25 protein-coding genes and 1 pseudogene are annotated in these 25329 nt (G+C 64.2%); 8 read left to right on the top strand and 18 right to left on the bottom strand.

Annotation, left to right across the window (positions count from 1 at the left end; translation table 11 throughout):
* Positions 1-203: 203 nt before the first annotated feature.
* From IVB54_RS08605 to IVB54_RS08570, 8 genes are all read right to left on the bottom strand, one after another.
* A complete protein-coding gene (locus tag IVB54_RS08605; protein WP_018453943.1) occupies positions 204-944 on the bottom strand; it encodes an ABC transporter ATP-binding protein in 741 nt (246 codons plus the stop codon).
* A complete protein-coding gene (locus tag IVB54_RS08600) occupies positions 941-1783 on the bottom strand; it encodes an ABC transporter ATP-binding protein (RefSeq protein ID WP_018453942.1) in 843 nt (280 codons plus the stop codon). The genes IVB54_RS08605 and IVB54_RS08600 overlap by 4 nt, the downstream gene beginning before the upstream one ends.
* The gene (locus tag IVB54_RS08595) at positions 1783-3606 is read right to left on the bottom strand and encodes an ABC transporter permease (RefSeq protein ID WP_204512172.1); all 1824 of its coding nucleotides are present in this window, start codon (positions 3604-3606) and stop codon (positions 1783-1785) included. The genes IVB54_RS08600 and IVB54_RS08595 overlap by 1 nt, the downstream gene beginning before the upstream one ends.
* Positions 3607-3619: 13 nt before the next feature.
* Complete coding sequence (locus tag IVB54_RS08590) at positions 3620-4777, bottom strand: ABC transporter substrate-binding protein (protein ID WP_247295676.1); 1158 nt, start codon at positions 4775-4777, stop codon at positions 3620-3622.
* 60 nt (positions 4778-4837) lie between these two features.
* Positions 4838-5422, bottom strand: a complete 585-nt coding sequence (locus IVB54_RS08585; protein WP_085383547.1) for an alkylhydroperoxidase domain protein — start codon at positions 5420-5422, stop codon at positions 4838-4840.
* Between the two features lie 12 nt (positions 5423-5434).
* Positions 5435-6061, bottom strand: a complete 627-nt coding sequence (locus tag IVB54_RS08580; protein WP_085383552.1) for a CMD domain protein — start codon at positions 6059-6061, stop codon at positions 5435-5437.
* A gap of 47 nt (positions 6062-6108) precedes the next feature.
* Positions 6109-7143 carry a putative FMN-dependent luciferase-like monooxygenase gene (locus IVB54_RS08575; protein WP_085383546.1) on the bottom strand — a complete coding sequence of 345 codons (1035 nt, stop codon included), beginning with the start codon at positions 7141-7143 and terminating at the stop codon, positions 6109-6111.
* A gap of 136 nt (positions 7144-7279) precedes the next feature.
* Complete coding sequence (locus tag IVB54_RS08570) at positions 7280-8074, bottom strand: MetQ/NlpA family ABC transporter substrate-binding protein (protein ID WP_247295672.1); 795 nt, start codon at positions 8072-8074, stop codon at positions 7280-7282.
* A gap of 390 nt (positions 8075-8464) precedes the next feature.
* Here IVB54_RS08570 and IVB54_RS08565 point away from each other — a divergent pair, with 390 nt between their 5' ends.
* Positions 8465-10252, top strand: a complete 1788-nt coding sequence (locus IVB54_RS08565) for a peptide ABC transporter substrate-binding protein (RefSeq protein WP_085348497.1) — start codon at positions 8465-8467, stop codon at positions 10250-10252.
* A gap of 47 nt (positions 10253-10299) precedes the next feature.
* On the opposite strand, the gene IVB54_RS08560 is transcribed toward IVB54_RS08565, so the two are convergent.
* From IVB54_RS08560 to IVB54_RS08545, 4 genes are all read right to left on the bottom strand, one after another.
* Positions 10300-10485, bottom strand: coding sequence for a hypothetical protein (locus tag IVB54_RS08560; RefSeq protein ID WP_018453934.1), 186 nt, complete (start codon positions 10483-10485; stop codon positions 10300-10302).
* 121 nt (positions 10486-10606) lie between these two features.
* A complete protein-coding gene (locus tag IVB54_RS08555; RefSeq protein ID WP_143273036.1) occupies positions 10607-10819 on the bottom strand; it encodes a hypothetical protein in 213 nt (70 codons plus the stop codon).
* On the bottom strand, positions 10819-11001 hold the full coding sequence (locus IVB54_RS08550) for a hypothetical protein (protein ID WP_143273038.1): 183 nt from the start codon (positions 10999-11001) through the stop codon (positions 10819-10821). Before IVB54_RS08550 ends, IVB54_RS08555 begins: the two co-directional genes overlap by 1 nt.
* A gap of 120 nt (positions 11002-11121) precedes the next feature.
* Positions 11122-11316: a hypothetical protein gene (locus tag IVB54_RS08545; protein WP_007614011.1), complete on the bottom strand. Its 195-nt coding sequence runs from the start codon at positions 11314-11316 to the stop codon at positions 11122-11124.
* 86 nt (positions 11317-11402) lie between these two features.
* On the opposite strand from IVB54_RS08545, the gene IVB54_RS08540 reads away from it, so the two are divergent.
* Positions 11403-11918, top strand: a complete 516-nt coding sequence (locus IVB54_RS08540) for a ferritin-like domain-containing protein (protein WP_018453931.1) — start codon at positions 11403-11405, stop codon at positions 11916-11918.
* 91 nt (positions 11919-12009) lie between these two features.
* On the opposite strand, the gene IVB54_RS08535 is transcribed toward IVB54_RS08540, so the two are convergent.
* Positions 12010-12867, bottom strand: coding sequence for an SDR family oxidoreductase (locus IVB54_RS08535; RefSeq protein ID WP_018453930.1), 858 nt, complete (start codon positions 12865-12867; stop codon positions 12010-12012).
* Positions 12868-12930: 63 nt separating this feature from the next.
* On the bottom strand, positions 12931-14742 hold the full coding sequence (gene treZ / locus IVB54_RS08530; protein ID WP_247361093.1) for a malto-oligosyltrehalose trehalohydrolase: 1812 nt from the start codon (positions 14740-14742) through the stop codon (positions 12931-12933).
* Positions 14743-15021: 279 nt separating this feature from the next.
* Here treZ and IVB54_RS08525 point away from each other — a divergent pair, with 279 nt between their 5' ends.
* The 4 genes and pseudogenes from IVB54_RS08525 to IVB54_RS08510 all read left to right on the top strand — a co-directional run bounded on the left by IVB54_RS08525 (position 15022) and on the right by IVB54_RS08510 (position 19377).
* Complete coding sequence (locus IVB54_RS08525) at positions 15022-15279, top strand: DUF3606 domain-containing protein (protein ID WP_018453928.1); 258 nt, start codon at positions 15022-15024, stop codon at positions 15277-15279.
* Positions 15280-15322: 43 nt separating this feature from the next.
* Positions 15323-17559, top strand: a pseudogene (glgX, locus tag IVB54_RS08520) (glycogen debranching protein GlgX).
* Positions 17560-17664: 105 nt separating this feature from the next.
* A complete protein-coding gene (locus IVB54_RS08515; RefSeq protein WP_026232628.1) occupies positions 17665-17958 on the top strand; it encodes a hypothetical protein in 294 nt (97 codons plus the stop codon).
* Positions 17959-18105: 147 nt separating this feature from the next.
* Positions 18106-19377, top strand: coding sequence for a DUF892 family protein (locus IVB54_RS08510; protein ID WP_018453925.1), 1272 nt, complete (start codon positions 18106-18108; stop codon positions 19375-19377).
* Between the two features lie 3 nt (positions 19378-19380).
* On the opposite strand, the gene IVB54_RS08505 is transcribed toward IVB54_RS08510, so the two are convergent.
* Entirely contained in the window at positions 19381-22497 is a 3117-nt protein-coding gene (locus IVB54_RS08505) for a DEAD/DEAH box helicase (protein ID WP_204512179.1), read from the bottom strand.
* Here IVB54_RS08505 and IVB54_RS08500 point away from each other — a divergent pair.
* Positions 22496-22726: a hypothetical protein gene (locus tag IVB54_RS08500; RefSeq protein WP_018453923.1), complete on the top strand. Its 231-nt coding sequence runs from the start codon at positions 22496-22498 to the stop codon at positions 22724-22726. The two genes, IVB54_RS08505 and IVB54_RS08500, sit on opposite strands and share 2 nt — an antisense overlap.
* Before the next feature lie 159 nt (positions 22727-22885).
* Here IVB54_RS08500 and IVB54_RS08495 read toward each other — a convergent pair whose 3' ends face one another.
* Positions 22886-23146, bottom strand: coding sequence for a hypothetical protein (locus IVB54_RS08495; protein WP_007595982.1), 261 nt, complete (start codon positions 23144-23146; stop codon positions 22886-22888).
* 121 nt (positions 23147-23267) lie between these two features.
* Here IVB54_RS08495 and IVB54_RS08490 point away from each other — a divergent pair, with 121 nt between their 5' ends.
* The gene (locus tag IVB54_RS08490) at positions 23268-23999 is read left to right on the top strand and encodes a DUF3750 domain-containing protein (protein ID WP_018453922.1); all 732 of its coding nucleotides are present in this window, start codon (positions 23268-23270) and stop codon (positions 23997-23999) included.
* Between the two features lie 285 nt (positions 24000-24284).
* Here the strand turns inward: IVB54_RS08490 and IVB54_RS08485 are convergent, their stop codons facing one another.
* Together IVB54_RS08485 and IVB54_RS08480 are read right to left on the bottom strand one after the other, a co-directional pair.
* Positions 24285-24572: a DUF2934 domain-containing protein gene (locus IVB54_RS08485; protein WP_085394208.1), complete on the bottom strand. Its 288-nt coding sequence runs from the start codon at positions 24570-24572 to the stop codon at positions 24285-24287.
* Positions 24573-24840: 268 nt separating this feature from the next.
* Positions 24841-25002 (bottom strand): DUF2934 domain-containing protein, encoded by a 162-nt coding sequence (locus tag IVB54_RS08480; protein ID WP_018453920.1) that lies wholly within the window; start codon positions 25000-25002, stop codon positions 24841-24843.
* Between the last annotated feature and the right edge of the window lie 327 nt (positions 25003-25329).

Genomic DNA, 25329 nt, shown 5'->3' with positions numbered 1-25329 from the left:
ATCTTTTCATAAGGTGGTCATACTGACCAGTGCAATCCCGGAGGGGCGGCACGGTTCTGCAGCAGTGCTTGCGGCGTCCTTCGGGACGCCCGCTGCGCGGGCTCCTTTAGGATGAGGTCTCGCTTCGCCGCGAGATCGCCAGACCCTCACGGTGAGGCGCCCGCCAAGGGCGGGCGTCTCGAACCATGCAGGCCGAGATGGCGCTACGCCGCCTCGGAGCCGCCGAGATAGGCATCGCGGATGCGGGGATCGTCCTTCAGCGCGCGGGCGGAGCCGGAGAGAACGATCTTGCCGGTCTGGAGCACATAGGCCTCGTGCGCGATCTCGAGCGCGAGGCTGGCGTTCTGCTCGACCATGAAGACCGAGACGCCCTCCTGGTTGATGGTACGGATCAGTTCCAGCACGCGGTCGACGTAAAGCGGCGACAGGCCCATGGTCGGCTCGTCCATCACGATCATCCTGGGACGGCTCATCAGCGCGCGCGCCATCGCGACCATCTGCTGCTCGCCGCCGGAGAGCGAGCCGGCGCGCTGCGACAGCCGTTGGCCGAGCTTCGGGAACAGCGTGAGCATCTTGTCGAGATCCTGCGCGATCGCCTCGCGGTCGTCGCGCACGAAGGCGCCCATCAAAATGTTCTCGCGGACGCTCATGTCGGCGAACAGCCGCCGTGCCTCCGGCACCGAGGCGATGCTGCGGCGGACGATCTGCGGCGTGGTAAGTCCCAGTAGCGAAGTGCCGTCGAACGTCACGTCGCCCGAGCGCGGCTTCACGAGGCCTAGAATGATCTTCATCGTGGTCGATTTGCCGCTGGCATTGCCGCCGAGCAGGCAGACGATGTGGCCGCGCGGAACTGATATCGACAGGTCGAAATGCACCTGGGCCTGACCATAGAAGGTATTGACGTCGGTGATCGCGAGCAGCGCATCGGGAGGCGGGTTCGTCATGCCGCGCTCTCCTGCTTCGTCGTCAGGCCGTGGCCGAGATAGGCCTCGATCACCTTGGGATCACCGCGCACCGCTTCGCCCGGGCCTTCCGCGATTTTCTTGCCCTCGTCCATGACGATGACGCGATCGGAGAGGCGCATCACCATTTCGAGCTTGTGCTCGATCAGCAAGATCGTCAGCCCTTCGGCTTTCAGCTCGGCGACGAGCCCCTGCATCTCCGTGGTCTCGGTCGGATTCATGCCGGCGGTCGGCTCGTCCAGCAGCAGCAGGCGCGGCTTCAAGGCGAGCGCGCGCGCGATCTCGACGCGGCGGCGGTTGGCGTAAGAGAGGCTGTAGGCCGGCTGATCGATACGCGGCAGCAACCGCTCGCCGAAGCGCGCGAGAATGACCTTCACCTCCTCGCGCAGCCGCTCTTCCTCCGCCTTGACGCTAGCGGGGCGCAGCAGCGCCAGACCCAATTCCAGCAGCGGGCCGATCACCGGCACTGCCGGTTTCACCGCGCGCAAGCGCGTATGCGCACCGATCAGGACGTTGTCCATCACGCTGAGATTGCCGAAGACGCGGCCGAGCTGGAACGTCCGCGCGATGCCTCCGGCCGCCAGGCGTTCCGGCGAGAAACCTGTGATGTCCTGACCTTCGAAGCGAACCGTCCCGGCGTCCGGAAGGTCAAGCCCGGTCACGAGATTGAACAGCGTTGTCTTGCCCGCCCCGTTCGGGCCGATGATGCTGATCAGCTCGCCTTTGGCGAGATCGAGATCGATGGCGTCGACGGCGGTGAGGCCGCCGAAGCGCCGCGTGAGCCCGCGCAGGGACAGCATCGCCGTGTGTGCGTCCATCATCACACCGTCCCCAAAAGGCCCTGCGGCCTGAACCGCACCAGCAGCAGCAGCACGATGCCGTAGATCAGGATGCGATACTCCGCCGCGATGCGGAACACTTCCGGCAGGCCGACCAGCGCGACCGCCCCGAGAATCGCCCCGACGACATTGCCGAGACCGCCGAGGATGACGACGGTCAGCGCCAGGATGGATTGCTGCGTGTTGAAGGTCTCGTGGTTGATATAGGAATAGAGATGCGCGGCGATGCCGCCGCTGACCCCCGCGGCAAAGCCGCCGAAGATGAAGGCCAGCGATTTGTAGCGATTCAGGCTGAGGCCATAGGCCCGCGCGGCGATGTCGTCGTCGCGGATGGCGCGAAAGCTGCGGCCGAGATGCGAGCCGAGCAGGCGTCCCTGCAGCAACGCCAGCACGACCATCACGATGAAGCTGAACCAGTAGATCGAAATCGGGCTGACCAGCTCATAGCCAAACAGCGACAGCGGCGGGATGCCGGAGATGCCGATCGGCCCGCGCGTGACGCTCTCCCAGTTCAGGATCACCAGCGAGACGATCTCGCCGATCGCGAGCGTCGCGATCGACACATAATGTCCGCGCAGCCGGAACGACGGCGAGATCAGCGCCGTGCCCAGCGCCGCACTCATCAGGCCGCCGCCGATGATGGCAAGGCCGACCGGGACAGCGAACGTGAGCGACAGCAGCGCGGAGGTGTAGGCGCCGATCGCGAGCAGCGCGGCGTGTCCCAGCGAGACCTGACCAATCGTGCCTGCAACCAGGGTGAGGCTCAGCGCGAGCATGCCGAGCAGCCAAGCGTTGATCAGGGTCTGGAGCACGTAGAACGACACGGGCAACAGCGGCAGGATCGCGAAGACGACGGCAGCGATCAGCAGAGCCCAGCGCGGAATCCAGACCGGGCGGCTCGGCGCGATGAAAGTGCCGGTGAGCGGCTCGGGCGGCGCCTGCCGCGCGCTGGCGAACAGACCGTTCGGGCGCAGCACGAGCACCACGACTAGCAGCAGGAACGCGAACAGGTTGCGGTAGCTGGTGCCAAACACGGCAACGCCGTAGCTCTCGACGAGTCCGAGCAGCAGGCTGCCGATCACCGCGCCCGGCACATTGCCGGCGCCGCCGACGACTTCGGCGACGACGCCCTTGAGCGTCGCCTGCAGGCTCATCGCGGTGTCGATCTGGTTGTAGTACATGCCGACCAGCAGGCCGGAGACGCCGCCGAGCGCAGCCGCAATGCCGAACACGGCCTGATTGACGCGGTTGACGTCGACGCCCATCTGCATCGCGGCGTCGCGGTCCTGCGCGGTGGCACGCACGGCCCAGCCGAGCTTGCTGTAGCGCAGGAACACGAACAGCAGCAACGCGCTGGTGAGGCCGACACCGGCGATGAGCAGATCGAGCGGGCCGATCGTGCCGCCGCCGATCTGGAAGCGGACATCCGGCAACTGGCTCGGCAATGCGCGCGGATTGGGCGAAAAAGTCAGCATCACGAGCTGATCGAGCACGAAGCTGATGCCGATGGTCGCCAGCAGCGGTGCGATGCGCACCGAGTTCTGCAGCGGGCGCAGGCCGAACCGCTCGATGATCAAGCCGACCAGCGCCGCCGCCACCGCGACCAGGATGATGGTGAGCGGCAGTGGCGTATGCAGCTGCACGACCGCGACCCAGCCGATATAGGCGCCGACGAGGTAGATCGACCCTTGCGCAAAGTTGATCAGCCGGCTGACGCCGAAGATCAGCGCGAGCCCGACCGCAACGAGGGCGTAGACGTTACCGACGATCAGCCCGTTGATCGTGTAGTCGAGCCAGGAAGACACGCAGAAAATCCCCTCAGGTCGGCTTGCCGTCCCAGAGCGCGAACTGGCCCTTGCGCACGACGAGCTCGGCGTTCATGGCGCCCTTGACGCGCCGACTCTCGACGTCGAACGTCGCCTTGCCGAAGATCACGCTCGAGACGTCCTTTACTTTCGTGAAGGCGTCGCGAATGGCGCGACGGTCGGCGCCGCCGATCCTCACCACGGCGGCGGCCATGTTCATCGCGTCATAGGCGTAGGCATTGAACGCGTCGGGCTCCACCCCGTTGTATTTCTTCTTGAAGCCGGCGATGAACGTCTGCACCTCGGGGCGCGGGTCTTCCGGGAAGTAGCGCGTGCCGACATGGACGTCCTCGACGGCCTCGCCGCCGAGCTCCAGGAATTTCGGCGAGTAGACCGAGCTCGCGGCGCAGATCACCTGCTTCAGCCCGACCTGGCGCGCCTGGCGCGCGATCAGCGCACCGTCGGAATAATAGGAGATCAGGATCAGCCCGTCGGGATTGGCGTCGCGGACACGCACCAGCGTGGAGCGGAAGTCGCGCTCCTCCGCGATGTAGCCTTCGGTGACGGCGATTTCGGCGCCGTGCTCCTTCGCGGCCTTAACGAAATAGTCGCGGCTGGTACGGCCCCAATCGGTGTTGAGGTGCAGCACGGCGAGCTTCTTCAGGCCGAGGCGCTTGACGGCATAGGCCGCCAGCAGCGGCTGCTCGTCAGCCTGGCTGACCGAGGTGCTCCACATGAAGTCGCCGCCCTTGGTGAAATCCGGATGCGAATTTGTGAATCCGAACTGCACCAGCCCGCCGCGCTGATAGATCGGCGAGGCCGCCATCGAGGCGGGGCTGGAGAAGTCGCCGAGCTCCATGACAATCCTGGGATCGGAGACGAACTTCTGGGCGATCGCCACCGACTGGCGCGGGTCGCTCTGGCTGTCCTCGAAACTATAGGCGAGCTTGCGACCGTTGATGCCGCCCGCGGCCTGGATCTCGTCGAGCGCGAGATCAAAGCCCTGCTTCCACTGCGTGCCATATTGTGCGTTCGGCCCGGTCAACGGACCACTGACGCCCAGCAAAATCGGTTCGGACGATTGCGCAAGCGCGGCGCGCGAGAAGGCTGCCCCCGCCATCATGGCGGCAAGCGAGCCCTTGACCAGGGTACGACGATCGATGTTGCTCATGGACGGCTCCATCCTGTCAGGCGTTGAAACAACTAGCAATTTTCATGCCGGTGAGATTGGCTATTTCGAGGGCTCGCCAAGCGACAGCATCAGCCGGTTCGCCCAGTTGAAGAACGACGCGCCGTTGATGACGTCGACGATCTCGGCATCGTCGAGACCGGCGCGGCGCAGCTCATCGATATTGTCGGCGCTGAACGCGATCGGCGTCGCAGCCAACGCCACCGAGGCCTTGACGACCGCATTCCAGCGCTCGCCGAGATCGGCGCCGACGCCCTCGTCGAGCAGGCGCTGCACATCGTCGCGGCGCTTGGAATAAGTGCTGGCGAAACGCGCATGCACGGAGGCGCAGTAGATGCAGCCGTTGTAGCGCGAGGTCGCAGCCGCCGCGAGCTCGCGCTCGGCGCGCGGCAGGCCGTCGGCGACGTTGTAGAAGATGTCCTTGTCCGTCTTGGTGCGGGCTTCCAGCACCTCGGGGTCGCGCACCAGCAGGCGGAAATACTCGGACTTGGAACGGGAGCGATCGACGAGGCCCGCGAAATGCCGCTCGGTCAGCTCGGCTTCGAGCAGCGGGTCGATCCAGGACACCCAGCCCAGTTCGTCCTGGGTGAAGACGACGGGCGGATTGGCATTGTTTGCAGCGCTCATGATGCAGCCTCCTTACGCGCCGGCCGCGGCGTTCGTGGTGCGCCCGAGCGAGGCACCGAGCACGCGCAGTCCCGTGACGACGCGCACCTGGAACGATAGGAACGCAACGAGCTGGGAAAACGTGACGATGCCGGTGTTCGACCAGCCGGCGGCGAGCAGCGCCTTCATGTCGGCTGCAGCCGCATCGCGCGGGCGGAACACCAGCAGATGCGCATGCTCGAACGCTGCAGCGAGCCGGTCTCCGAGATCGGGCTTGCGCTCCGCGCCGACGCGATAGATCAGGCCGGCCTTGTTTTCGACAGACAGGGGGCCGGCTGGAAAGGCACCGTAGGGGCCCGAGGTCTCGCCCCGCGCGATTTCGACATCGACAGCTTCGACCAGGCGCGCGCCATCGGCGGTCGCAGCTAACTTCGCCCGATAGAAGCCGGCCATCGTGGGCTCGCGGTGAAGGCCGATCACGAAGAGCGCGACCGCGGCGCGCTCCACCAGCGAGACATCGCCGGCGTCGATCGGCTCCAACAGCGAGAGATAGCTCTTCTGCGCATTGTCGCGCGCCTGGATGCGCTTGGCCCGAATGCCGTCCAGAGCCGAACCCGGTTCGATCCCGGCGAGCGTGTCGATGATATCTTTCGTAGCCATCATTCAGCCTCTTGCAGCCTCGTGCAACGCGATTCCGTTCATTCCGACTATCCCGCCAGCGCCACGTCGGGCGCCGTCCGCGCCCAGCCCAGCGCCGGCGCGACCTTCTCCGCGACCAGCTCGATCGAGCGCAGAATGTGGGGATGCGGGGCATCGACCGAATGCGCCTGGAAGACGAGATCGGTCACCCGCTCCAGCGTGGCGTCGGCGCGGAGCGAAGCGATGACGTCGTCGGCCGCGCCGACATGGGTGTCGAACGCCACGATCATCTCCTCGAGCGTTTCGCCTGGCTTGGCGTGGCCGCCCTTGAGGAATTGCGGGAGCGCGCGTCGCAGGCCGATATCGGCAAGACGCATCGCCTCAGTCCGGTCGTCGGCAACGAAGACGGTGCGCGAGGCCATGATGCGGGGCTCCCGTCCCGGCGGCAGCGCCTCGAGATAGGCATCGATCACCGGATTCTGAATCTCGGCGAGCGTTGCCTTCGGCGCCTCCTTGGTTCGAGGCTGGGTGCGCGACAGCAACAGGCCATCGCCTGCCTTGCCGGCACGCGCGCCGCCCGCGACAGAGAACGTCGCCTGCCAGATCCTGTCGTCCAATTGCGGCCGCTGCGGATAGAGCGTGTCACCACCTTCGAGCGGCTTGCCGACCAACGCGGTGCGGACGACGTCCAGATTGCGCGCAAAGATCTCGTTGCGCTGGGCGCTGTCGAGGCCGAAGGCGGCAAAGGCCGAGGGATTGCCGCCGGTGCCGACACCGAGCTCGAAGCGACCGTTGCAGAGCAGATCGAGCACCGCGGCATCCTCCGCCACCCGCACCGCGTTCTCCAGCGGCAAGGTGACGATGCCGGTGCCGAGCCTGATGCGCGAGGTCTGGGCTGCGACATAACCGAGGAAGGTGAAGGGGGACGGCAGGCCGCCCTCGCGCTCGTGGAAATGGTGCTGCGCGATCCACGCGGAATCGAGGCCCGCCGTCTCGGCGCGCACGATCTGCTCGGCCGCGAAGCGATATCGGTCGGCCGGCGGGGCCTCGTCGAGAAGCCGTGTGAAAAACCCCAGGCGTTTCAGGTTTGCTAAGCGTTTCATACGACCCCTGTCGGACGAGGATAGGTCCCGATGATGTCGGTTGCCGCAGCTCCAGACAAGCGGGCATTGCGCAGGGCTAGTACGCAAGCCCGCCCGCCGGGATCGCCCTGAGCTGAACTTTGGCTGGGCAGACTGCCTACCAGCTCGGCAGAACCGCGCCCTTGAACTTGGTCAGGATGAACTCCTTGACCTCCGCCGTGTGATAGCTGTCCACCAGGATCTTGACCCAGGGCTTGTCCTTGTCGACCGTGCGAACGGCGATGAGATTGACGTAGGGACCCTTCGGGTCCTCGCGCAGGATCGGATCCTTGACGGGATCGAGGCCAGCCTGGGTTGCATAATTGGTGTTGATCGCGGCGGCGTCGACGTCGTCGAGCGCGCGCGGCGCCTGCGCCGCGTCGACCTCGATGAACTTCAGCTTCTTGGGATTCTCGGTGATATCGAGCACCGTCGGCTTGAAACCCGTGCCGTCCTTCAGCTTGATCGCGCCCTGGTCGCGCAGCAGCAGCAACACGCGGCCGCCATTGGTCGGATCGTTCGGGATCGAGACCTTGCCGCCCTCGGGGATATCGGCGAAGGCCTTGTGCTTCTTGGAATAGACGCCGATCGGGAAATTCACGGTCAGGCCGACGGCTTCGATCTTGTAGCCACGGTCCGCCTTCTGATTGTCCAAATATGGTTGGTTCTGGAACGAATTGGCCTGGATCTCACCGGCATCGAGCGCTGCGTTCGGCACGACGTAGTCGGAGAATTCGATGAGCTGGATGTCGAGACCCTGCTTGGCGGCGATCGGCTTCACCGCCTCGAAGATCTGGGCGTGCGGCCCCGGCGTCACGCCGATCTTGATGGTCTCGCCTGAAGCGGCGGCCGACCAGACGGCGAGCACGGTCGCAAGGATCAGGGTGGAACAGAACGACATCTTGGTCTCCATGACTCGGCAATGATTGGAACCGTATTCGCTTCTCCGCGGCGCGAAATCAATGAAATGTAAATCCATATTGACCGATTGACGCGGACGACGCTTCTCCGTTCGACGGCATGCGGGGAACGAATGCATCTGCGCAAGCGTGAGACGCGTCACGACAAAACCCACGGATCGTTGCCCGTAGCCCGATGGAGCGATGCGCAATCCGGGGCGCCGCCAGCGCGGCTGGACTTATCCTGGTTGCGCTCGGCTCCATCCGGGCGTCAGACCTCTCCCCGCACATTCGTCATTTCGCCGCAGGGTTTTCTGACCTTGGTGGCATTGCCGCCTCGCCCATGATCAAACATGATGGGCCTTGGCCGGTGACGACTTGTCCTTGAAGTGGGGGATCATCCGATGAACGAGAACGAAATCCGCAAGTCCATCACTGAGGTGCAGCAGGGCACCCTGTCGCGACGCTCGTTCATGCAGACGATGGCTGCGATCGGGATCGCGGCGCCTGTCGCGAGCCAGATCCTGGTCTGGAACGACGTGGCGATGGCGGACGCCACCCTGCCCTACAAGCCGACCAAGGCCGGCGGCGGCGGCCCACTCAAAATCCTGCTCTGGCAGGCCCCTACACTGCTCAATCCGCATTTCGCGCTCGGGACCAAGGACCAGATCGCCTCGCGCGTCTTCTTCGAGCCCCTCGCCGGCTGGGACAAGGACGGCAACCTCGTCCCCTGCCTCGCGGCCGAGGCTCCGTCCAAGCAGAACGGCGGCCTTTCGCCGGACGGCCTGAGCGTGACCTGGAAACTGAAGCAGGGCGTGAGATGGCATGACGGCAAGCCCTTCACCGCCGACGACGTCGTGTTCACCTGGCAATACGCCTCGGATCTCGCCACGGCGGCGTACACTACGGGGTCTTACAAAGACATCACGGTCGAGAAGATCGACGACCACACCGTCAAGGTGCTGTTCAAGGCGCCGACGCCGTTCTGGGCCGATCCCTTCGTCGGCTCGGTCGGTCCGATCCTGCCGAAACATCATTTCGGCGACTATGTCGGCGCGAAGTCGCGCGAAGCGCCCGGCAATCTGAAGCCGGTCGGCACTGGTCCCTACAAATTCGTCGAGTTCAAGCCGGGTGACCTGATCCGGGCCGAACGCAATCCCGACTATCACGTCAAGAACCAGCCGCATTTCGACACGCTCGAGATCAAGGGCGGTGGCGATGCGGTGTCCGCGGCTCGCGCCGTGCTGCAGACCGGCGAATACGACTATGCCTGGAACATGCAGGTGGAGGAGGAGGTCCTCAAACGCATGGAGGCCAGCGGCAAGGGCAAGCTCGACGTCACGCCATCAGGCAACGTCGAATTCATCATCCTCAACACGACGGACCCCTGGACCGAGGTGGACGGCGAGCGCTCAAGCCCCAAGACCAAGCACCCGACGCTGTCCGATCCCGCCGTTCGCCGCGCGATCAATCTGCTGATCGACCGCGAGTCGATTCAGAAATTCATTTACGGGCGCGGCGGCGTCGCCACCGCGAGCTTCGTCAACGCGCCCAAACAGTTCAAGTCGCCGAAGCTGAAATACGAGTTCGACGTCGACAAGGCGAACAAGATCCTCGACGAGGCCGGCTGGGCCAAGGCCGCGGACGGCATCCGCGAGAAAGACGGCAAGAAGCTCAAATTCGTCTTCCAGACCTCCACCAATGCGCCGCGTCAGAAGACGCAGGCCATCATCAAGCAGGCCTGCCAGAAGGCCGGGATCGAGATCGAAATCAAGGCGGTCACGGCATCGGTGTTCTTCTCGTCCGACGTCGGCAACCCCGACACCTACTCTAAGTTCTATGCCGACATGGAGATGTACAACACCACGCAGCCGCAGCCCGACCCGGAGCGCTTCCTGAACCAGTGCGTCTCCTGGGAGATCTCCAACAAGGAAAACAAATGGCTCGGCCGCAACGTCTCGCGCTGGTCCGATCCCGAGGCCGACAAGGCCTACAAGTCTGCGCAGAACGAGCTTGATCCGGTCAGGCGGGCCGCGCTGCTGATCAAGGTCGACGAAACGTTTTGCGAGGCCAACGTGTTCCTGCCGCTTCTATCCCGCAACATCGTCAACGCAGGGGTCAACAACCTCATGGTCGACATGTCGGGATGGGACGTCACGACCTGGAATCTGGCGAGTTGGTATCGCAGCTGACGCCGGAGAGGCTGAACGCGCAAACTCCGCCTCGGCAGACCACCAGCTCAATCCCTGCCGGCGAATTGACGGTCGAGGTTTGACGCCGCGTCGGCGCTTCTGAGCCGTTTCATCAGCTCATCCCGCTCCTTGCCGTCGGGCAACGCCTCGGCCTTTTCACGGATGGTCCTGGTGAACTCCGCAAGCCGTTCTTGCAGAGTGGTGGTTTGCTGAACGCGACGCCGCCTGAGCACGATCGGGTCTCCATCTCATGGCACCATGCGGTGCCTTTCCGGATTGCCGATGATAAGTGCGAGCGCAGCCATGTCTGTATCAAATGATATAGTTCACGCCATTGGTGCCGACACCCTTTGTTCACATGTGAACAGTGGGAGCCACCTTCACCTGCCGCTCCGGAACGAAAATGGCGGCTGTTACATTGACGCGGCGAGACAGCACGGACGCGCCATGGGCAAGATATTGATCAGCACCGCCGTCGTAAGCCTGGCGCTCATCATTGCCTTCGCGGTCTATGTCATCACTCTCTGAATTGCCAAGTAGAAGCGAATGATGGTGCGGCTCGGACATCAACCGCGCGCGCAGCAATCGACCAACAGGTCCCAGATCCGCTGCGCCTCGCGCGATGCGCTGCTTTCCGGCCCCTTCTCCGGGTTGGACTGCGAATAGTCCGCCACCGGACGTTCCTCGCGAGGCACGATCCATCGCTGGGAGATCGGGTCGTACCATTTTCCGATCATCATTTCAGTCACGCCGATCGACTCACCGATTTGATCCTGGGCGAGCTACGGCTCACGGGCTTCGTCAATCCCATTCACCGCGCCTCGCCCATTTTACAAATCGGCTTCTGACACAATCGTTCCTGCCGCGGCTCAGCCAGGCCGTGCCGGATGAAGCGTACGGGGATGCCGCTCGTGCAGCAGTCGCGCGAGCTCTTCCCGCTCCGCAGGACGCCCCTTCATGGCGGTCTCGAACAGCGCTTCCTGGATGTCGCGAGGCATGTCACCCCACACGTCCATGGCCGCTCGTCCGAGCAAGCCCGCAAGATGATCCGCACCATCGCTCATTCGGCTCTCCTGATCTGATCACGGGAATGGAACAGCTAGGGCTGTGCAGCGTTCCAGTTCCATCATTGTCAAAGGAGACGTCGTTTATGGGATTCTTCACCAAGGACATCAAATCGATGGAAGACCTGCTGCTGCACGGCCTGCAGGATATCTATTACGCGGAACAGCAGATCCTCAAGGCTCTGCCGAAGATGATCGAGAAGGCGACAAACAGGGACCTTGCCGCCGGCTTGAAAGCCCATCTGGAGGAGACCAACAAGCAGGTCGACAGGCTCGGCAAGGCATTCGCGAAGCTCGGCAAGGAGCCCAGCGGGACACACTGTCCCGCCATCGACGGCCTCATCAAGGAGGCCGATGAGACCGCGGGCGAAATCGAGGACAAGGCCGTGCTCGATGCCGCGATCGTGGCCAACGCACAGGCCGTCGAGCATTATGAGATGTGCCGCTACGGCACGCTGATCGCATGGGCGGAGGAACTCGGGCACGACGACATCGTGCGCTTCCTCACGACGAACCTGAACGAAGAGAAGGCCGCCAACACCAAGCTGAACACCGTGGCGCTTCGCAAGGGCGTCAATGCCAAGGCGTCCAGCGCGGCTTGATCGAGACCTGCTGGTCAAGGCGTGCTGGTGAAGACGTACTAGACGTGGCGGCCCCACCCGCGGGGCTGCCACGTTCTCGTTGCAGGTTCGGTCAGATGAACGGCTTGCCGCCGGTGACCGCCAGGGTCGCTCCCGACGTGTAGCTCGAGAGTGGATCGGCGAGCATGACATAGGCGGTCGCAAGTTCGGCCGGTTGGCCGGCCCGTTGCATCGGCACTTGCTTGCCGAAGTTCTTGACTTTGTCCTCCGGCATCGTCGACGGAATCAGCGGCGTCCAGATCGGACCCGGAGCGACCGCATTGACCCGAATGCCCTTTGCCGCCAGCATCTGCGCAAGGCCGCCGGTAAAGTTCTGAATGGCGCCCTTGGTCGTGGCATAGGCCAGCAGGGTTGGATTCGGCATGTCGGAGTTCACCGACGCGGTGTTGATGATCGCCGCTCCCGGGCGCATGTGGGGGACCGCAGCCTTGGTGAGATAGAACATGGCGTGAATGTTGGTCTCGAACGTCCGCTGCCATTCCTCGTCGCTGATCTCAGCGATCTCCTTGAACGTGTCCTGATGCGCCGCGTTGTTGACGAGGATGTCTATTGCGCCGAACGCCTCGACGGTGCGCTGGATGATCGCGCGACAATGATCGGGATTGCGGATGTCGCCGGGGATCAGGACGACCTTGCGTCCCTCGCGCTCCACCAGCGTCTTGACCTCAGCGGCATCCTCGTCCTCGTTCAAATAGGCGATGACGATGTCGGCACCTTCCCGGGCATAGGCGATCGCGACCGCGCGGCCGATGCCACTGTCGCCACCGGTGATGATTGCCTTCTTTCCGGACAGTCGCCCGGAGCCCTTGTAACTCTCTTCGCCGTGATCCGGTCGTGGATTCATCGCGCGGGTCGAACCGGGCATCGATTGCTGCTGGGACGGATAAGGCGGCTTTGGATATTCGGTCATGGAGTGGCTCCAGGGATTTACTCCGCTAACGGAAAGCTTTCGGAAGCGTTCCTCGCGGTTCCATCACGCCTCGTGGCCAAGCCGCACGATGATGTCGCTCGGCAACAGCTCTGGCGCGTCGGCGGCGCCCAATCGCCATAGGCTCTCGCCCGCGACCAGCGCCGGCATGGGCAGTTCGTGGTCGGCGAAATTGGCAAGAATCTGCAAGATGTCTCCCTTCTGCGTCCGCCAACGGGCATCCAGGCCGCCCTTACGCTGGTTCTCCCCCAGCAACCTGCAATGAGCCGAAACGAAACCCCGTTTGATCAGCGGAACGATCTTCTCGCGCCTTATCTTCAGCAATCGGGCTGTGAGGCCGCGAAACCTGGCGCTGGCGGGAGAGCGGTCGATGCCGGCCCAGTCGAGCTTCGATGCCCCGAAGGTTTTTTCATCGCACGGATCCGGAATCCTGGCGCGCATGCCGGGCGTCGAGAACGCCTTGAAGTGCGCGAACTCCTTGCGCCGCCCTTCCCGCGTCAGCTCGGCAGCTTCGCCGGACCAGTCTGCGAAAAACAGGAATGGCGTCTCGGCCGCGGCTTCCTCACCCATGAACAACAGGGGAATATGCGGGTTCAAGAGAACCAGTGCCATGGCCTGGTCCAGCTTCTCCGGACCGACCAGCGCGGAAAGCCGCTCCCCGAGCGCGCGGTTGCCGATCTGGTCGTGGTTCTGGGCGAAGAAGATGGTGGCATCAGGCGGCAGATGCGCGCTCGGCTCGCCGCGCGGTTCGTCATGCAGCGGAAAGATTTCGCCCTGGTAGGCAAAGCCCTCGGTGAGCGCTCGCGCGAGATGTTCAAGCGGCCTGTCTGCGAACGCGCGATAATAGCCTTCGTCCTCGCCCGACAACAGGACGTGGAGCGCGTTGTGAAAATCATCGCCCCATTGCGCGTCATAGAGCCGGGTTCGCCCCTGAGCACGGTCGAGCAGGCGGGCCTGATTGGCCTCGTTCTCCAGCATCAGATGCACGCGCCGGTCCGGCAGCTGACTGCGAACCGTCTCGGCAAGCTCGATCAGGAAATGGCGGTCGGAATCGTCCTTCAGGGCGTGAACGGCGTCGAGCCGCAAGCCGTCGAACCCGTAGTCGCGCAGCCACATCAACGCGTTCTCGATCAGGAACTCGCGCACGAACGCGCCGTCGTGTCCCTCGAGGTTGACGGCAGGGCCCCAGCCGGTGCTGTGGCGCGCGGTAAAGAAACTTTCCGCATAGAGGTGCAGATAGTTCAGCTGCGGTCCGAAATGGTTATAGACAACATCGAGATAGACCATGATGTCGAGGGCATGCGCCGCGCGTAACAGCCGCTTGAGGTCTTCCGGCCTGCCGTAGCGCGCATTCGGCGCATTCAGCAGCACGCCGTCATAGCCCCAATTGTGCCGGCCGGGGACATCATTGAGCGGCATCAGCTCGATTGCGGTAATGCCGAGATCGCGCAGATAGGGCAACTTCTTCTCGACGCCGGCATAGGTGCCCTCCTCACTGAAGGTGCCGACGTGCAACTCGTAGATCACGGCCTCCGCCCAAGGGCGGCCGGGATAGAGCACCGAGTCCCGGAACGCCGCAGTGTCCACCACCTCGCTCGGGGCCCCGACGTCGTCCGGCTGGAAGAACGAGGCGGGATCGGGAACGACCAGGTCTTCGTTGATCCTGAACTGATAGCGCGTGCCGACATGCGCGGTGGGACTCAACGCCTGGTACCAGCCATCGTGGTCGCGCATCATCCGGAGTGGCGGCCGGCCGGCTTCGAGCAATTCGACCGATTGCGCCGTCGGCGCCCACAGATTGAAGCAGACCCCGTGGTCGAGGCATCGAGGGCCGTGGTGTCGCGCTGGCCCAGCCATTCCCAAACTGTGACTCAAACCTGGCCGCCTTTGCGTGCATGGCTGGAAGTTACGGCACGCTTCGCGAGGCTCGATTTTACGATCGCTTGAGCATGCTCAACGGGAGAAGCCGAGATGTGGGCATTCGTTCCTCAGGCCGGCGCCACACCGATGCGCCATGTGCGTTGTGTGCACTTTTGGGCCGAGGTGCGGCGACGATGGGTTGGGGAAGATCACTGTTGCAAACAGGGAACGGAATCGCCGGGGCGACGGTTGCAACTCCACACGGGAGTTTTCGTCATGCGCCGCTCGAAGCCACAGCCGATCCGCAACAAGCTCGACCTCGCCGACCGTACTCAGGTGCGCCTCGTCAGAAAGCGTCTCGGACTATCCGACGCAGAGCTGACCAGCATCGTCGAGCGGATTGGCAACTCGATTGCGGCTATCAGCAAGGAGGCGGCGCTGCAAAGGGCAACCACGCTGCCGAAGCCGGACGATGTGCCCCCTGTCGCGGTGATTACTTCTGCGACCGTCGGCGAGCAGGCGACGCGGAAGTGACGGCAACCTCACCAAATTCTTGAGGGGCTATTCGGGGGCAGCGATGGATCAAACGGTACATTCAGACGACACCCTGACGCGGGCGGCCTCGAGCCTGCGCCGCTCCCGCATCAGCGAGGGCAAGCCGTTTCCGCTCGGCGCCACCTGGGACGGGCTCGGCGTCAATTTCGCGCTGTTTTCAGCCCATGCCACCAAGGTCGAACTCTGCCTGTTCGACGACAGCGGCGAAACCGAACTGGAGCGGATCGAACTCCCCGAATATACCGACGAAGTCTGGCACGGCTATTTGCCCTCGGCCCGCCCCGGCACCGTCTACGGCTACCGCGTCCATGGCCCCTACGAACCCGACGCTGGACACCGCTTCAATCCCAACAAGCTCGTGCTCGATCCCTACGCCAAGCAGCTGGTCGGCCGGTTGCGCTGGGGACCGGAGCTGTTCGGCTACCAGCTCGACCATGCCGACAAGGATCTCTCCTACGACGAACGCGACAGCGCGCCCTTGATGCAGAAATGCCGTGTCATCGACCCGGCCTTCACCTGGGGCGCCGCGCGCAAGCCGGAAGTGCCGTGGGAGCGGACGATCGTCTACGAGATGCACGTCAAGGGGTTTACCCAGTTGCATCCGCTGGTGCCCGACGCAGACCGCGGCACGTTCTCCGGTCTCGCGCACTCGGAAGTTCCGGCCTACCTGCGCTCGCTTGGCATTACCAGTGCAGAATTGTTGCCGATCCATGCCTTCGTTGACGACAGCTATCTGGTCGAGAAAGGCTTGCGCAATTACTGGGGCTACAACTCCCTTGCCTTCTTCGCGCCGGAGCCGCGTTACCTCAGGACGCCGTTCGCGAACGAACCAAGGCCATGGTCAACCAGTTCCACGCCCATGGCGTCGAGGTCATCCTCGACGTCGTCTACAATCACACCGCTGAAGGAAACGAGCTCGGCCCAACCCTCTCGTTCAAGGGCATCGACAACGCCAGCTATTACCGCCTGCTGCCGGACCAGCAGCGCTACTACATCAACGACACCGGTACCGGGAACACGGTGAACCTGTCGCATCCACGCGTGCTGCAACTGGTCGCGGATTCCCTGCGCTACTGGGCGACCGAGATGCGGGTCGACGGTTTCCGCTTCGATCTCGCCACCATCCTGGCGCGCGAACCTTACGGGTTCGATGAAGGCGGCGGCTTCCTCGATGCCTGCCGGCAGGACCCCGTGCTTTCCAGCGTCAAGCTGATCGCCGAGCCCTGGGACATCGGTCCGGGCGGCTATCAGGTCGGTCAGTTTCCGCCGGGATGGGCGGAGTGGAACGACAAGTTCAGGGACACCGTGCGCGCCTTCTGGAAGGGCGACGAGGGATCGATCGCGGACTTCGCCAAGCGCGTGTCCGGATCCGGCGATCTCTTCAACAAGCGCGGCCGCCGGCCATGGGCCAGCGTCAACTTCGTCACAGCCCATGACGGCTTCAATCTCAATGACCTCGTCTCGTACAACGACAAGCACAACGAAGCCAATGGTGAGGATAATCGCGACGGCCACAGCGACAATCATTCCTGGAATTGCGGCGCCGAGGGACCGACGGACGATCCGGACATCACGGCGCTGCGCGAGCGCCAGAAGCGCAATCTGCTGGCGACCATGTTGTTGTCGCACGGCACGCCTATGCTGCTTGCCGGCGACGAATTCGGACACACCCAACACGGCAACAACAACGCGTACGCCCAGGACAACGAGACCACATGGCTCGACTGGCTCCGCATCACCGCAAATGGCCGCAGCCTGCGCGAATTCACGCGCAAGCTGATCGCCACGCGCAAGGCATTTCCGATTCTTTACCGCAGCCGCTTCCTGGTCGGCTCCCACAATGAAGAGCTGGACGTGAAGGACGTGACGTGGCTCGCGCCGTCCGGGGAGGAAATGACGACGGACCAGTGGCAGGACGGTAACGCCAAATGTTTCGGCCTGCTGCTCGACGGCCGCGCCCAGGAGACCGGGATCAAGCGCCGCGGCTCGGACGCAACCATGCTGCTGATCTACAACGCCCATTACGACGTCGTGAATTTCACCTTGCCCGCAGTCGCCGAGGGACGCAGCTGGATCGGGTTGATCGACACCAATCAACCGGAGGGGCAAATGCCCGCATTCGAGTTCGGGCACGTTTATGCGATGACGGGGCGATCCCTCGTGGTGTTCGGTCTCGCCACCGAAGCCATCGCCACGCGCCGCCTGCGCCAGGGCCTCGGCGCGCTGCTGGACGTCGTGGAGGCGCCGCTGCCGGGGTAGTTGGTCGTGACACGGTGAGCCGACGCTTTCGAGTTGATGACGACAGGGAACGCACGCAGGTTATCGGCGTTCGAGTAGATGGGGCATCAGTCGGAGAACACCGAGATGAAGTTCACAGGTGCCGTTATCCTCGCCGCTCTCGCGCTGCCTGGAGCAGCCTGGGCGCAGGCCAGCAAGCCTGACGTTTCGTCCGCGCCGAGCGCGCAGAATTCGGGTGCCGGCATTGCCGGGCAGCCCGGCAACAAGAACGGGCCGGCCGCAAAGCCTGGTGAGACCGTTGGATCGAGTTCGACGAGCTCCACTGGCAACACCGCCGTGCAGTCGCAGGACCCGTCGAATATTCAGGGCGCGCCAGGCAACAAGAATGGGCCGCCCGCCAAGCGTCCGGACCAGCGCTAAGCGAATACGCCCACGATCCTGCCGATCGACTTCGAACGACCTGCGCCCGATATCATCGGCGCAGGTCGTTTCGCGAGGAACGAACGCTAAAGCCGCCCGTTCGGAAGACATCCTCTTTCCTGTCCTCCCAATACGAGAGTCCCCACCATGTATCACCACGTCAAGAAGCTGATGTTCACCGTTCGCGTCGACGAGCCGGATCCCCGCTTCGGCAACATGCTGCTGGAGCAGTTCGGCGGCGCCAATGGCGAGCTCGCCGCCGCGATGCAGTACTCGATCCAGGGGTTGAACTGCGAGGATCCCGATCGCAAGGACCTGCTGATGGACATCGGCACCGAAGAGCTCAGCCATCTGGAAGTGGTCGGCACGCTGGCGCGGATGCATCTCAAGCCGTCGAAGTTCGACCGCCAGGCGGCCGAAGCCGATCCCCTCATCGCCATCGCCGGCGGCGGCGGCGTCAATCTCTTCAACTCCCAGGGCAATGCCTGGACCGCCGACTATCTGAAGATCACCGGCGAGCTTGACGTCGATCTGCGCAGCAACATCGCCGCGGAGGCGCGGGCCAAGATCGTCTACGAGCGGCTGATCAATTTCTGCGACGACGCCGGCAGCAAGGACGCGCTGCAGTTCCTGATGACCCGCGAGATCACGCACATGAAGGCGTTCGCGCTCGCGCTCGAGAGCATGGGCAAGCCAGCGTTCAGCATCGGCCGCATCGCGCCGACGCCCGGCCTCGTGGACCAGTTCTTCAACGATTCCACCGGCGCCGGCGACCATGGCGAGATCGACACGCGCGGCCCGTGGAACGAGGGCGGCGACTGGGTGTTCACGGAGTCGCCGGCGATCCAGGCGGGCGAACCGGGTCCGGCCTCGGCCATCGTCACCGAGAGCTCGCCGCCCGCGGACGAAGCGGGTCTCGGCGATCTGCTCATCAACGAGCTGCGCGATATCCTGCATGCCGAGAAGCAATTGACCAAGGCGCTTCCCAAGATGGCGGAGGCCGCCCGCTTCGATCAGTTGCGCGAGCTGTTCGAGCAGCACCTCGCCGAGACCGAAGCGCAGGTCGAGCGCATCAACGAATGCTTCGAAATGCTCGGCAAATCCGCCCGCGCCAAGCCCTGCAAGGGCATGATGGGCCTCGTCGAGGAAGGCCAGGAGATCATGGCCGAGGGCGAGGACAAGGAGGACGCGGCGGCCGACCTCGCCCTGATCGGCGCAGCGCAGCGCGTCGAGCATTACGAGATCGCGGGCTACACCACGGCGCGCAACCTCGCCCAGCAGCTTCGCCACAGTGCCATTGTCGCCCTGCTGTCGAAATCGCTCGCCGAGGAGGAGAACGCCGATCAGCTTCTCAACCAGGTGGCTCGCTCTCTGATGTCGGTGGCGAAAATGCCGGCGGCAGTCGAGCAGACCGAATGATCCCTAGCCGTCCAGCAGGTCGAGAAACTCCTCGACCCGGCTGAACGGATCCTGGTCGCGGCGGCCGGCGTGAACAACGCGGTCGCCGTCGCGCTGCAGCGCCCCCGTCTGCGACTTCGCCCTCGATTTCCGTAGTCGCCCCGGCAGGAACGTCGCGGCGACGGCCTCGGGCCCGACATCGAGCCTGACGATACCGCGCCGCTTGCAATCGATCCGCAGCCTGGCGGAGGCGAAGAAGTCGCGGGCCTCCGGCGGCAGCCTGCCGAAACGACGCGAGATCTCCTCTTCCAGATCTTCCAGATCGTCGTCGCTCCGGCACCTGGCAGCGCGCCCATAGATCTCGAGCCGGACCGCCTCGGATTGCACGTAGCCTTCAGGCAGCATGTCGGCGAGCGGCATATTGAGATCGGGCACCCACAGATCGGCCCCGGTATCGCTGCCTCGCTCGGACGCGCGCTTCAGCAGATGACTGTAGAGCACCGGTCCGAACACCTGGACATGCCCGGACTGCTGTTCCGAGAACAGATCGCCGGCGCCCCTGAGGTCGAGGTCGCGCTCGCTGATCGCAAAGCCGGCCCCGGGCTTGCTGAACTCCTCCAGTACCGCCAGGCGCTTCTCGGACTGCTCCGAGGTCGATTCCGTCAGCAGATGAGCAAAAGCGCGCGTGCCGCCGCGTCCCACCCGTCCCCTGAGCTGATGCAGCTGCGCAAGCCCGAACTTTTCGGGCCAGCACACCACGATGGTGTTCGCGCGCGGAATATCGAGACCGCTTTCCACGATATTGGTCGCCAGCAGCACATCCGCCTCGCCATCGACGAAACTCATCATGCGATCGTCGATCTCGTCCACGGGCAGTCTGCCGTGAAGACAGACGATGCGCAGCTCCGGCGCCACCGATTGCACCCGCGCCAGCATCGGCTCCAGATCCTGGATGCGTGGGCAGATCAGGAAGCTCTGACCGTGCCGCCTGCGCTCACGGAGCAGCGCTGCGGCAATGGCAGCATCGGACAGCGGCGCGATCCTGGTCACGATGGGAAGGCGATGAACCGGCGGCGAGGCGATCACGCTGAGGTCCCTGAAGCCGGCAAGACCCGCCGCGAGCGTGCGCGGGATCGGCGTGGCGCTCATCCACAGCGAATGGGCCCCCTTGGCGAGGCCTGAAAGCTTCGCCTTCTCGGCCGCCCCGAAATGCTGCTCTTCGTCGATGATGACGAGGCCGAGTTCGGCGAACTTCACGTCCTTTGCCGCAAGCGCCTGCGTGCCGACCACGACTTTCAGCGTGCCGCGCCGCAACCCCTCCTTGGTCTCTCGCGTCTCCGGGCCTGAACTGGCCCGCGACAGGCTTCCCACCTCGATGCCGAGAGGGCCGAATCGCTTGCGGAAGGTTTCGACATGCTGCCGCGCCAGCACGGTCGTCGGCGCCGCGATCGCCACCTGCTTGCCGGACAGCGCCACTGCGGCCGCCGCCCGCAGCGCGACCTCGGTCTTGCCGAAGCCGACGTCACCGCAGATCACCCTGTCCATGGGATGGCCCGCCGCAAGATCGTCGAGGACGTCTTGAATCGCCTGGGCCTGGTCCACTGTCGTGAAATAGGGGAACCGCGCGACGAATTTTTCGTAAGCCGGCCCCGGCGGCACCAGTTTCGGTGCACGACGGCGGAGGCGCTGGCTGATGTGTTTGGCGAGCGCCTTGGCGGCGACCTGGATTTCCGCTTCCGCCTCGGTGCGCCGCGCCCACCAGCTGCTACCGTCCGCCTTGTCCAGCGTCAGCTTGCCGGGCTCGCCGGCATAAGGCCAGATCACGGCAAGATCGGAGGGCGGTACGAGCACGGCATTGTCGCCCGCGAATTTGAGCCTGATCATCTCGCGTCGCGATCCCTTGCCCATATCCAGGGTCTGCAAGCCATCGAGCACGGCGAGCCCGCGTTGCAGATGGACGATAGCGGCGCCCTTTTCCGGCACGTCGGGATGATCGAAAGCCGGATTCCAGGCGCGCGCCATCGGCTGCGGATGATGGGCTCGGCTGCCGAGCACGTCGGACGCGGTCACGACGACGAGCGGCTTGCGGCCGGCGCCAATGAACCCCGCGTCGAAATCGGCCAGCAGCGCGCCTTCGCGGCTCCGTGCCTTCGTCACCTCGCTCCAATCGGCCAGGCGCTCCGCCTTGATGCCGCTCATGCGCTCCATCGCGCGAAGGTCGTCCTCGACGGCCGCGACGAACAGCAGCCGCGATCCGCCGCGCTGCATGTCGGCGACGAAGGCGCGAAGCGCCTTGCGAGGCGAGGCCAGCTTCGAGAACTCCGGCGTCGAGATGAAGGCCGTCTTGCGCGGCAGCACGCTGATGCGCTTCTTCAGCTGCTTCCAGTCCGCCTGCCCCAGATATTCGCGTTCCGCATCCCTGCGGCCGGCAGCGTCCTCGATCGTGCCCAGCCAGCTCTCGGCGTGAGCCGATACCCCGGCATCCGCGATCCATCGCGCGCGGCTGCAATAATCAGGCAGTGTCGCCCGCTGTCCGCGCGTAGCTCCCAGAGCGATCCGCTCGGACATGGGATCTATGATCAATTCCGGGGTCTCGTAGACGACCTCGTGCTCGATAGGATCAACCGCGACGATCTTGCGGATCGTGTCGCCGGAATGCTCGATCCGGAAGGGAGCGAGTGCGCCGGCGGGAAACACTTCGAACGTCTTGCCATGGAACAGGACACCGCCCGGATACTCCGCCTCTTCGTCGAGATCGTAGCCGAGAGCTTCCAGCCGCGTCTCCAGCTCGGTCTCGGAATAGGGCGCGCCCACCTTCAGCGTGAGGCTCGATCGCGACCAGCTCGCCGGCAGCGGCAGCCGTTCCATGATGGCTTCCGCGGTGGACACCAGGAAGACGGGCTTCTTTGTCTTGGCGAGACGCCGCAGCACCGAGCTGCGCCGGCCCGCGATCTCGCGGGAGGGCTCGAGGCCGTCGAAGGGCAGCGTGTTCAGGCGCGGAAACACCAGCACGTCGACCGAGGGATCGAGGGCGTGGATCACGCCGCCCAGCCGCTCCGCCCTACTCTCGTCGTCGCAGAGGAAGACGAGGCCGTCGCGGCCGGACTTCTCCCACTGCTCGAGCAGATGCAGCGCCAGCATGCCGAGCGGCGATGAGGAGGCGACCGCGGAACGCGAGGCGCTCTTGTCCGGGCGCTTGCTTGTCGAGCTGGTACTTTTCGACCTCTTGCTTTTCGAACTCGTGCTCTTCGCGCTCTTGCTTATCGAGCCTACGCTTGTCGAGCTCTTGCTTTTTGTCTTTATCGCGCCGGTCGTGGCCCGGGCTTTGCTGGTGGGCGCCAATGTGTATCCAACTTTGTTTCGCAAATAGAGGCGAGCGACGACGAGCCCTCCCGTCGAGCTCCGTCGATAACGCGCCTCGGGCTTGAGCGCCCACTGACGTCATTACAATTTTGCAATTGCGTTGAAAAGCAGAGACAGGGGGCAAAGGCAAGCGGCCTGAACGGGCAAAAGGCTAACGGGCAGGCGGCTATTGCAGAACCTTCGGCAGCACGACGACCACGTCCACGCTCTGCGCGAGGATGTGCGTGGCGACCACAGCGAGCTGGTGCGAGAACTCGTCCTCGATCTCGGCCGCGCAGTCTTCGTCGCTGGCAATGGCAAACAGCAGATTGCCGTCGATTTCGTCGAACCGGATGCCGGCGAAGAGGCGATCGAAAATCTCGGCGCCCGCGATGTACGCGATTCGCGCTTGGATGGCCTGGTCCTCGACGAGCGACAACTTCCTCATGGACGCAACATATGGCCGCACCACCCGAATGCAAGAGCAGGAGAGCGCTGGCGCGGCGTGCCTTGCGAACTATATTGGTGGCATCGTCCCGCCTGATCGCCGTTTGCCCTTGAGGAAATCCTTGATTCTGTTCCTGCTGCTGATCTTCCTGCCGATCGGCGTGTCGGCCGGCCGCTATTATTTGCGCGGCGACGGCCGCGGCAATTGGCAGACGGCGGATCGCTCCAGCGCCGGCCTGCTGCCGCCCGCATCGGCCAATCCGGATGCGCTGATCCGAGTGTTCGCCGCGCGCACCGTGCGCTGGCGCAGTATTTTTGCCGTCCACACCTGGATCGTCGTCAAGGAGAAGGGCGCCACAACCTATAGCCGATACGACTACACGGCCTGGGGCGACCCTGTTCGCAGCAACGGCTTTCCGCCCGACGGCCGCTGGTTCGGAGCCCTCCCGGAAACGGTGGTCGCCGTCGATGGCGCGCGGGCCGAAGCGCTGATTCCGAAGATCCGTGCCGTCATCGAGAATTACAAGTTCCGCGCCTATGGCGACTACAGCGCCTGGCCGGGACCGAATTCCAACACCTTCGTGCAGGCGGCGCTGGATGCTGTTCCCGAGCTGCGTGCCGTGCTGCCGCCGACCGCTATCGGCAAGGACTTTCCCTACAGCGGACGCTGGGCCGGCATCACGGCGTCCGGCACCGGGCTCTACGCCTCGCTGTCGGGCTATCTCGGCATGACCATCGGCTGGGTCGAAGGGGTCGAGATCAATTTCCTCGGCGCGGTGCTCGGCCTCGACATCCGCCGCCCCGCGCTGAAGCTTCCAGGCATAGGCCGCCTCGGTGTCGCGGCCGGCGCATAGGCCAATGACGGGGCCGTCCCATCAAAGTCGGTGCCCTCCCAGGCTTCCCGACACATCGTCCTTCCAATGTGTGCTTCAGGTCACAGCAGAATCGAGCGCCGTCGCGTAGATTGATCCTGCATGGCCGCAAACAAGGTAACGGCGGTACGCATGAGGCTGGAGAGGCGACCAACAGCTACGAACTTTTGAAGCCGCCAGGGTGAAGAGCTCGGCGGCTTTTTCTCTGTCCAGGAACGCGCGGCCGAGCTTGTTCGCTGCCGATGTGGCTACCGGCAGCGCCAGCTACTATCGTTTGTCTGAGGAGTCCGAAAGCTTCCGCTGATCGCGCTCTTCTTCGATCTGCCGTTCCGCTTCGACCCAGAACTCCACATCGCGATCGGCCGGGCGACCGGCCTGCTCCCAGAGCTCGTACGCGCGCGCTCGTACCTTGCCGCGCCGCATCATGCGAAGGAGCTTTTGCTTCAGCTCCTCGGCGAAACTCCTGAATCGCTGGACGGTGGTTTCGTCTTTAACGAGCGCAGCCGCTCGCGTTGCGAGTTCGATCTGGTGCTCTATCTTTTGCTGCTCATCCACCGCAAACCCCGCCGTAGCCACCGGCCTGCGTCGCAGCCCGTGCTGCTCACAACCTCAATTCCTGCTGGAAGGCTTCTGTTCCGCCTTCAATGCCAGGTCGTGTCAGCTTCGACGATCACCACTCTTGTTTCGGGATCTTCCGTCGTGTTGCAGGTGCAGGGCATGCCCTCACCACAGCGGCAGCCGCCCAATTCCTCGCTCCAGGCGCGGAGCGGATGGTTTACGCAGACCCATCCCAGACCGTGGCAGAATGGGCAGCCCTTGTTGGTCACAGCGTATCCGGCGTCCGCATCGGGTTCGACTTGTCCTCGTTGCGCAACTCCTGCTCGGCCGCGTGCCAGAACTCGTCCTCGCGGCCTTCCGGCTTGCCCGCCTGTTCCCACAAGCGGTGCGCGCGTTCTCTGATGTCGTGATCGGTCGGCTCCGGCATTGCATCTCCTGCGAAGAGACACGGCCCCACCCTGGGGGGTATGGGGGCTTGGAGGCGGGGCCGTGCAGGCCAGCAAATCGGCGGCGACGCTGGCCCGCTGAGTCAAGCCTCGATGGTGCGCAAGAGTTCCTAGCCCGGAGCGGCGAACACGCGAGCTCGAACGAAGCCCGCTCTCGCCGCCTTTACAGGCCTCGGGATGGAGCGGTGCACTCCTGACGCGGAGCGTTCCTCAGGTATCGGGATGCCACGTCAGCCAGCAATCCAGACGAATCTGACGTCGGGCAGCAGGCGGCGCAAGCTCGAGCAAGTCACCGCGGCGAGCGAGAA

The organism is Bradyrhizobium sp. CW1 (assembly GCF_023100665.1).
Taxonomy (GTDB): domain Bacteria; phylum Pseudomonadota; class Alphaproteobacteria; order Rhizobiales; family Xanthobacteraceae; genus Bradyrhizobium; species Bradyrhizobium canariense_D.
Note: the sequence above shows the minus strand (reverse complement) of the source record. Positions and strands in the feature narration are given on the sequence as shown.

What these genes read in the sequence shown, in the direction of transcription:
- IVB54_RS08605 (WP_018453943.1), bottom strand. Translation starts at nt 944, where the DNA reads ATGACGAACCCGCCTCCCGATGCGCTGCTCGCGATCACCGACGTCAAT.
- IVB54_RS08600 (WP_018453942.1), bottom strand. Translation starts at nt 1,783, where the DNA reads ATGATGGACGCACACACGGCGATGCTGTCCCTGCGCGGGCTCACGCGG.
- IVB54_RS08590 (WP_247295676.1), bottom strand. Translation starts at nt 4,777, where the DNA reads ATGAGCAACATCGATCGTCGTACCCTGGTCAAGGGCTCGCTTGCCGCC.
- IVB54_RS08585 (WP_085383547.1), bottom strand. Translation starts at nt 5,422, where the DNA reads ATGAGCGCTGCAAACAATGCCAATCCGCCCGTCGTCTTCACCCAGGAC.
- IVB54_RS08580 (WP_085383552.1), bottom strand. Translation starts at nt 6,061, where the DNA reads ATGGCTACGAAAGATATCATCGACACGCTCGCCGGGATCGAACCGGGT.
- IVB54_RS08575 (WP_085383546.1), bottom strand. Translation starts at nt 7,143, where the DNA reads ATGAAACGCTTAGCAAACCTGAAACGCCTGGGGTTTTTCACACGGCTT.
- IVB54_RS08570 (WP_247295672.1), bottom strand. Translation starts at nt 8,074, where the DNA reads ATGGAGACCAAGATGTCGTTCTGTTCCACCCTGATCCTTGCGACCGTG.
- IVB54_RS08565 (WP_085348497.1), top strand. Translation starts at nt 8,465, where the DNA reads ATGAACGAGAACGAAATCCGCAAGTCCATCACTGAGGTGCAGCAGGGC.
- IVB54_RS08555 (WP_143273036.1), bottom strand. Translation starts at nt 10,819, where the DNA reads ATGTCCGAGCCGCACCATCATTCGCTTCTACTTGGCAATTCAGAGAGT.
- IVB54_RS08545 (WP_007614011.1), bottom strand. Translation starts at nt 11,316, where the DNA reads ATGAGCGATGGTGCGGATCATCTTGCGGGCTTGCTCGGACGAGCGGCC.
- IVB54_RS08540 (WP_018453931.1), top strand. Translation starts at nt 11,403, where the DNA reads ATGGGATTCTTCACCAAGGACATCAAATCGATGGAAGACCTGCTGCTG.
- IVB54_RS08535 (WP_018453930.1), bottom strand. Translation starts at nt 12,867, where the DNA reads ATGACCGAATATCCAAAGCCGCCTTATCCGTCCCAGCAGCAATCGATG.
- treZ (WP_247361093.1), bottom strand. Translation starts at nt 14,742, where the DNA reads ATGGCTGGGCCAGCGCGACACCACGGCCCTCGATGCCTCGACCACGGG.
- IVB54_RS08525 (WP_018453928.1), top strand. Translation starts at nt 15,022, where the DNA reads ATGCGCCGCTCGAAGCCACAGCCGATCCGCAACAAGCTCGACCTCGCC.
- IVB54_RS08515 (WP_026232628.1), top strand. Translation starts at nt 17,665, where the DNA reads ATGAAGTTCACAGGTGCCGTTATCCTCGCCGCTCTCGCGCTGCCTGGA.
- IVB54_RS08510 (WP_018453925.1), top strand. Translation starts at nt 18,106, where the DNA reads ATGTATCACCACGTCAAGAAGCTGATGTTCACCGTTCGCGTCGACGAG.
- IVB54_RS08500 (WP_018453923.1), top strand. Translation starts at nt 22,496, where the DNA reads ATGCCGAGCGGCGATGAGGAGGCGACCGCGGAACGCGAGGCGCTCTTG.
- IVB54_RS08505 (WP_204512179.1), bottom strand. Translation starts at nt 22,497, where the DNA reads ATGCTGGCGCTGCATCTGCTCGAGCAGTGGGAGAAGTCCGGCCGCGAC.
- IVB54_RS08495 (WP_007595982.1), bottom strand. Translation starts at nt 23,146, where the DNA reads ATGAGGAAGTTGTCGCTCGTCGAGGACCAGGCCATCCAAGCGCGAATC.
- IVB54_RS08480 (WP_018453920.1), bottom strand. Translation starts at nt 25,002, where the DNA reads ATGCCGGAGCCGACCGATCACGACATCAGAGAACGCGCGCACCGCTTG.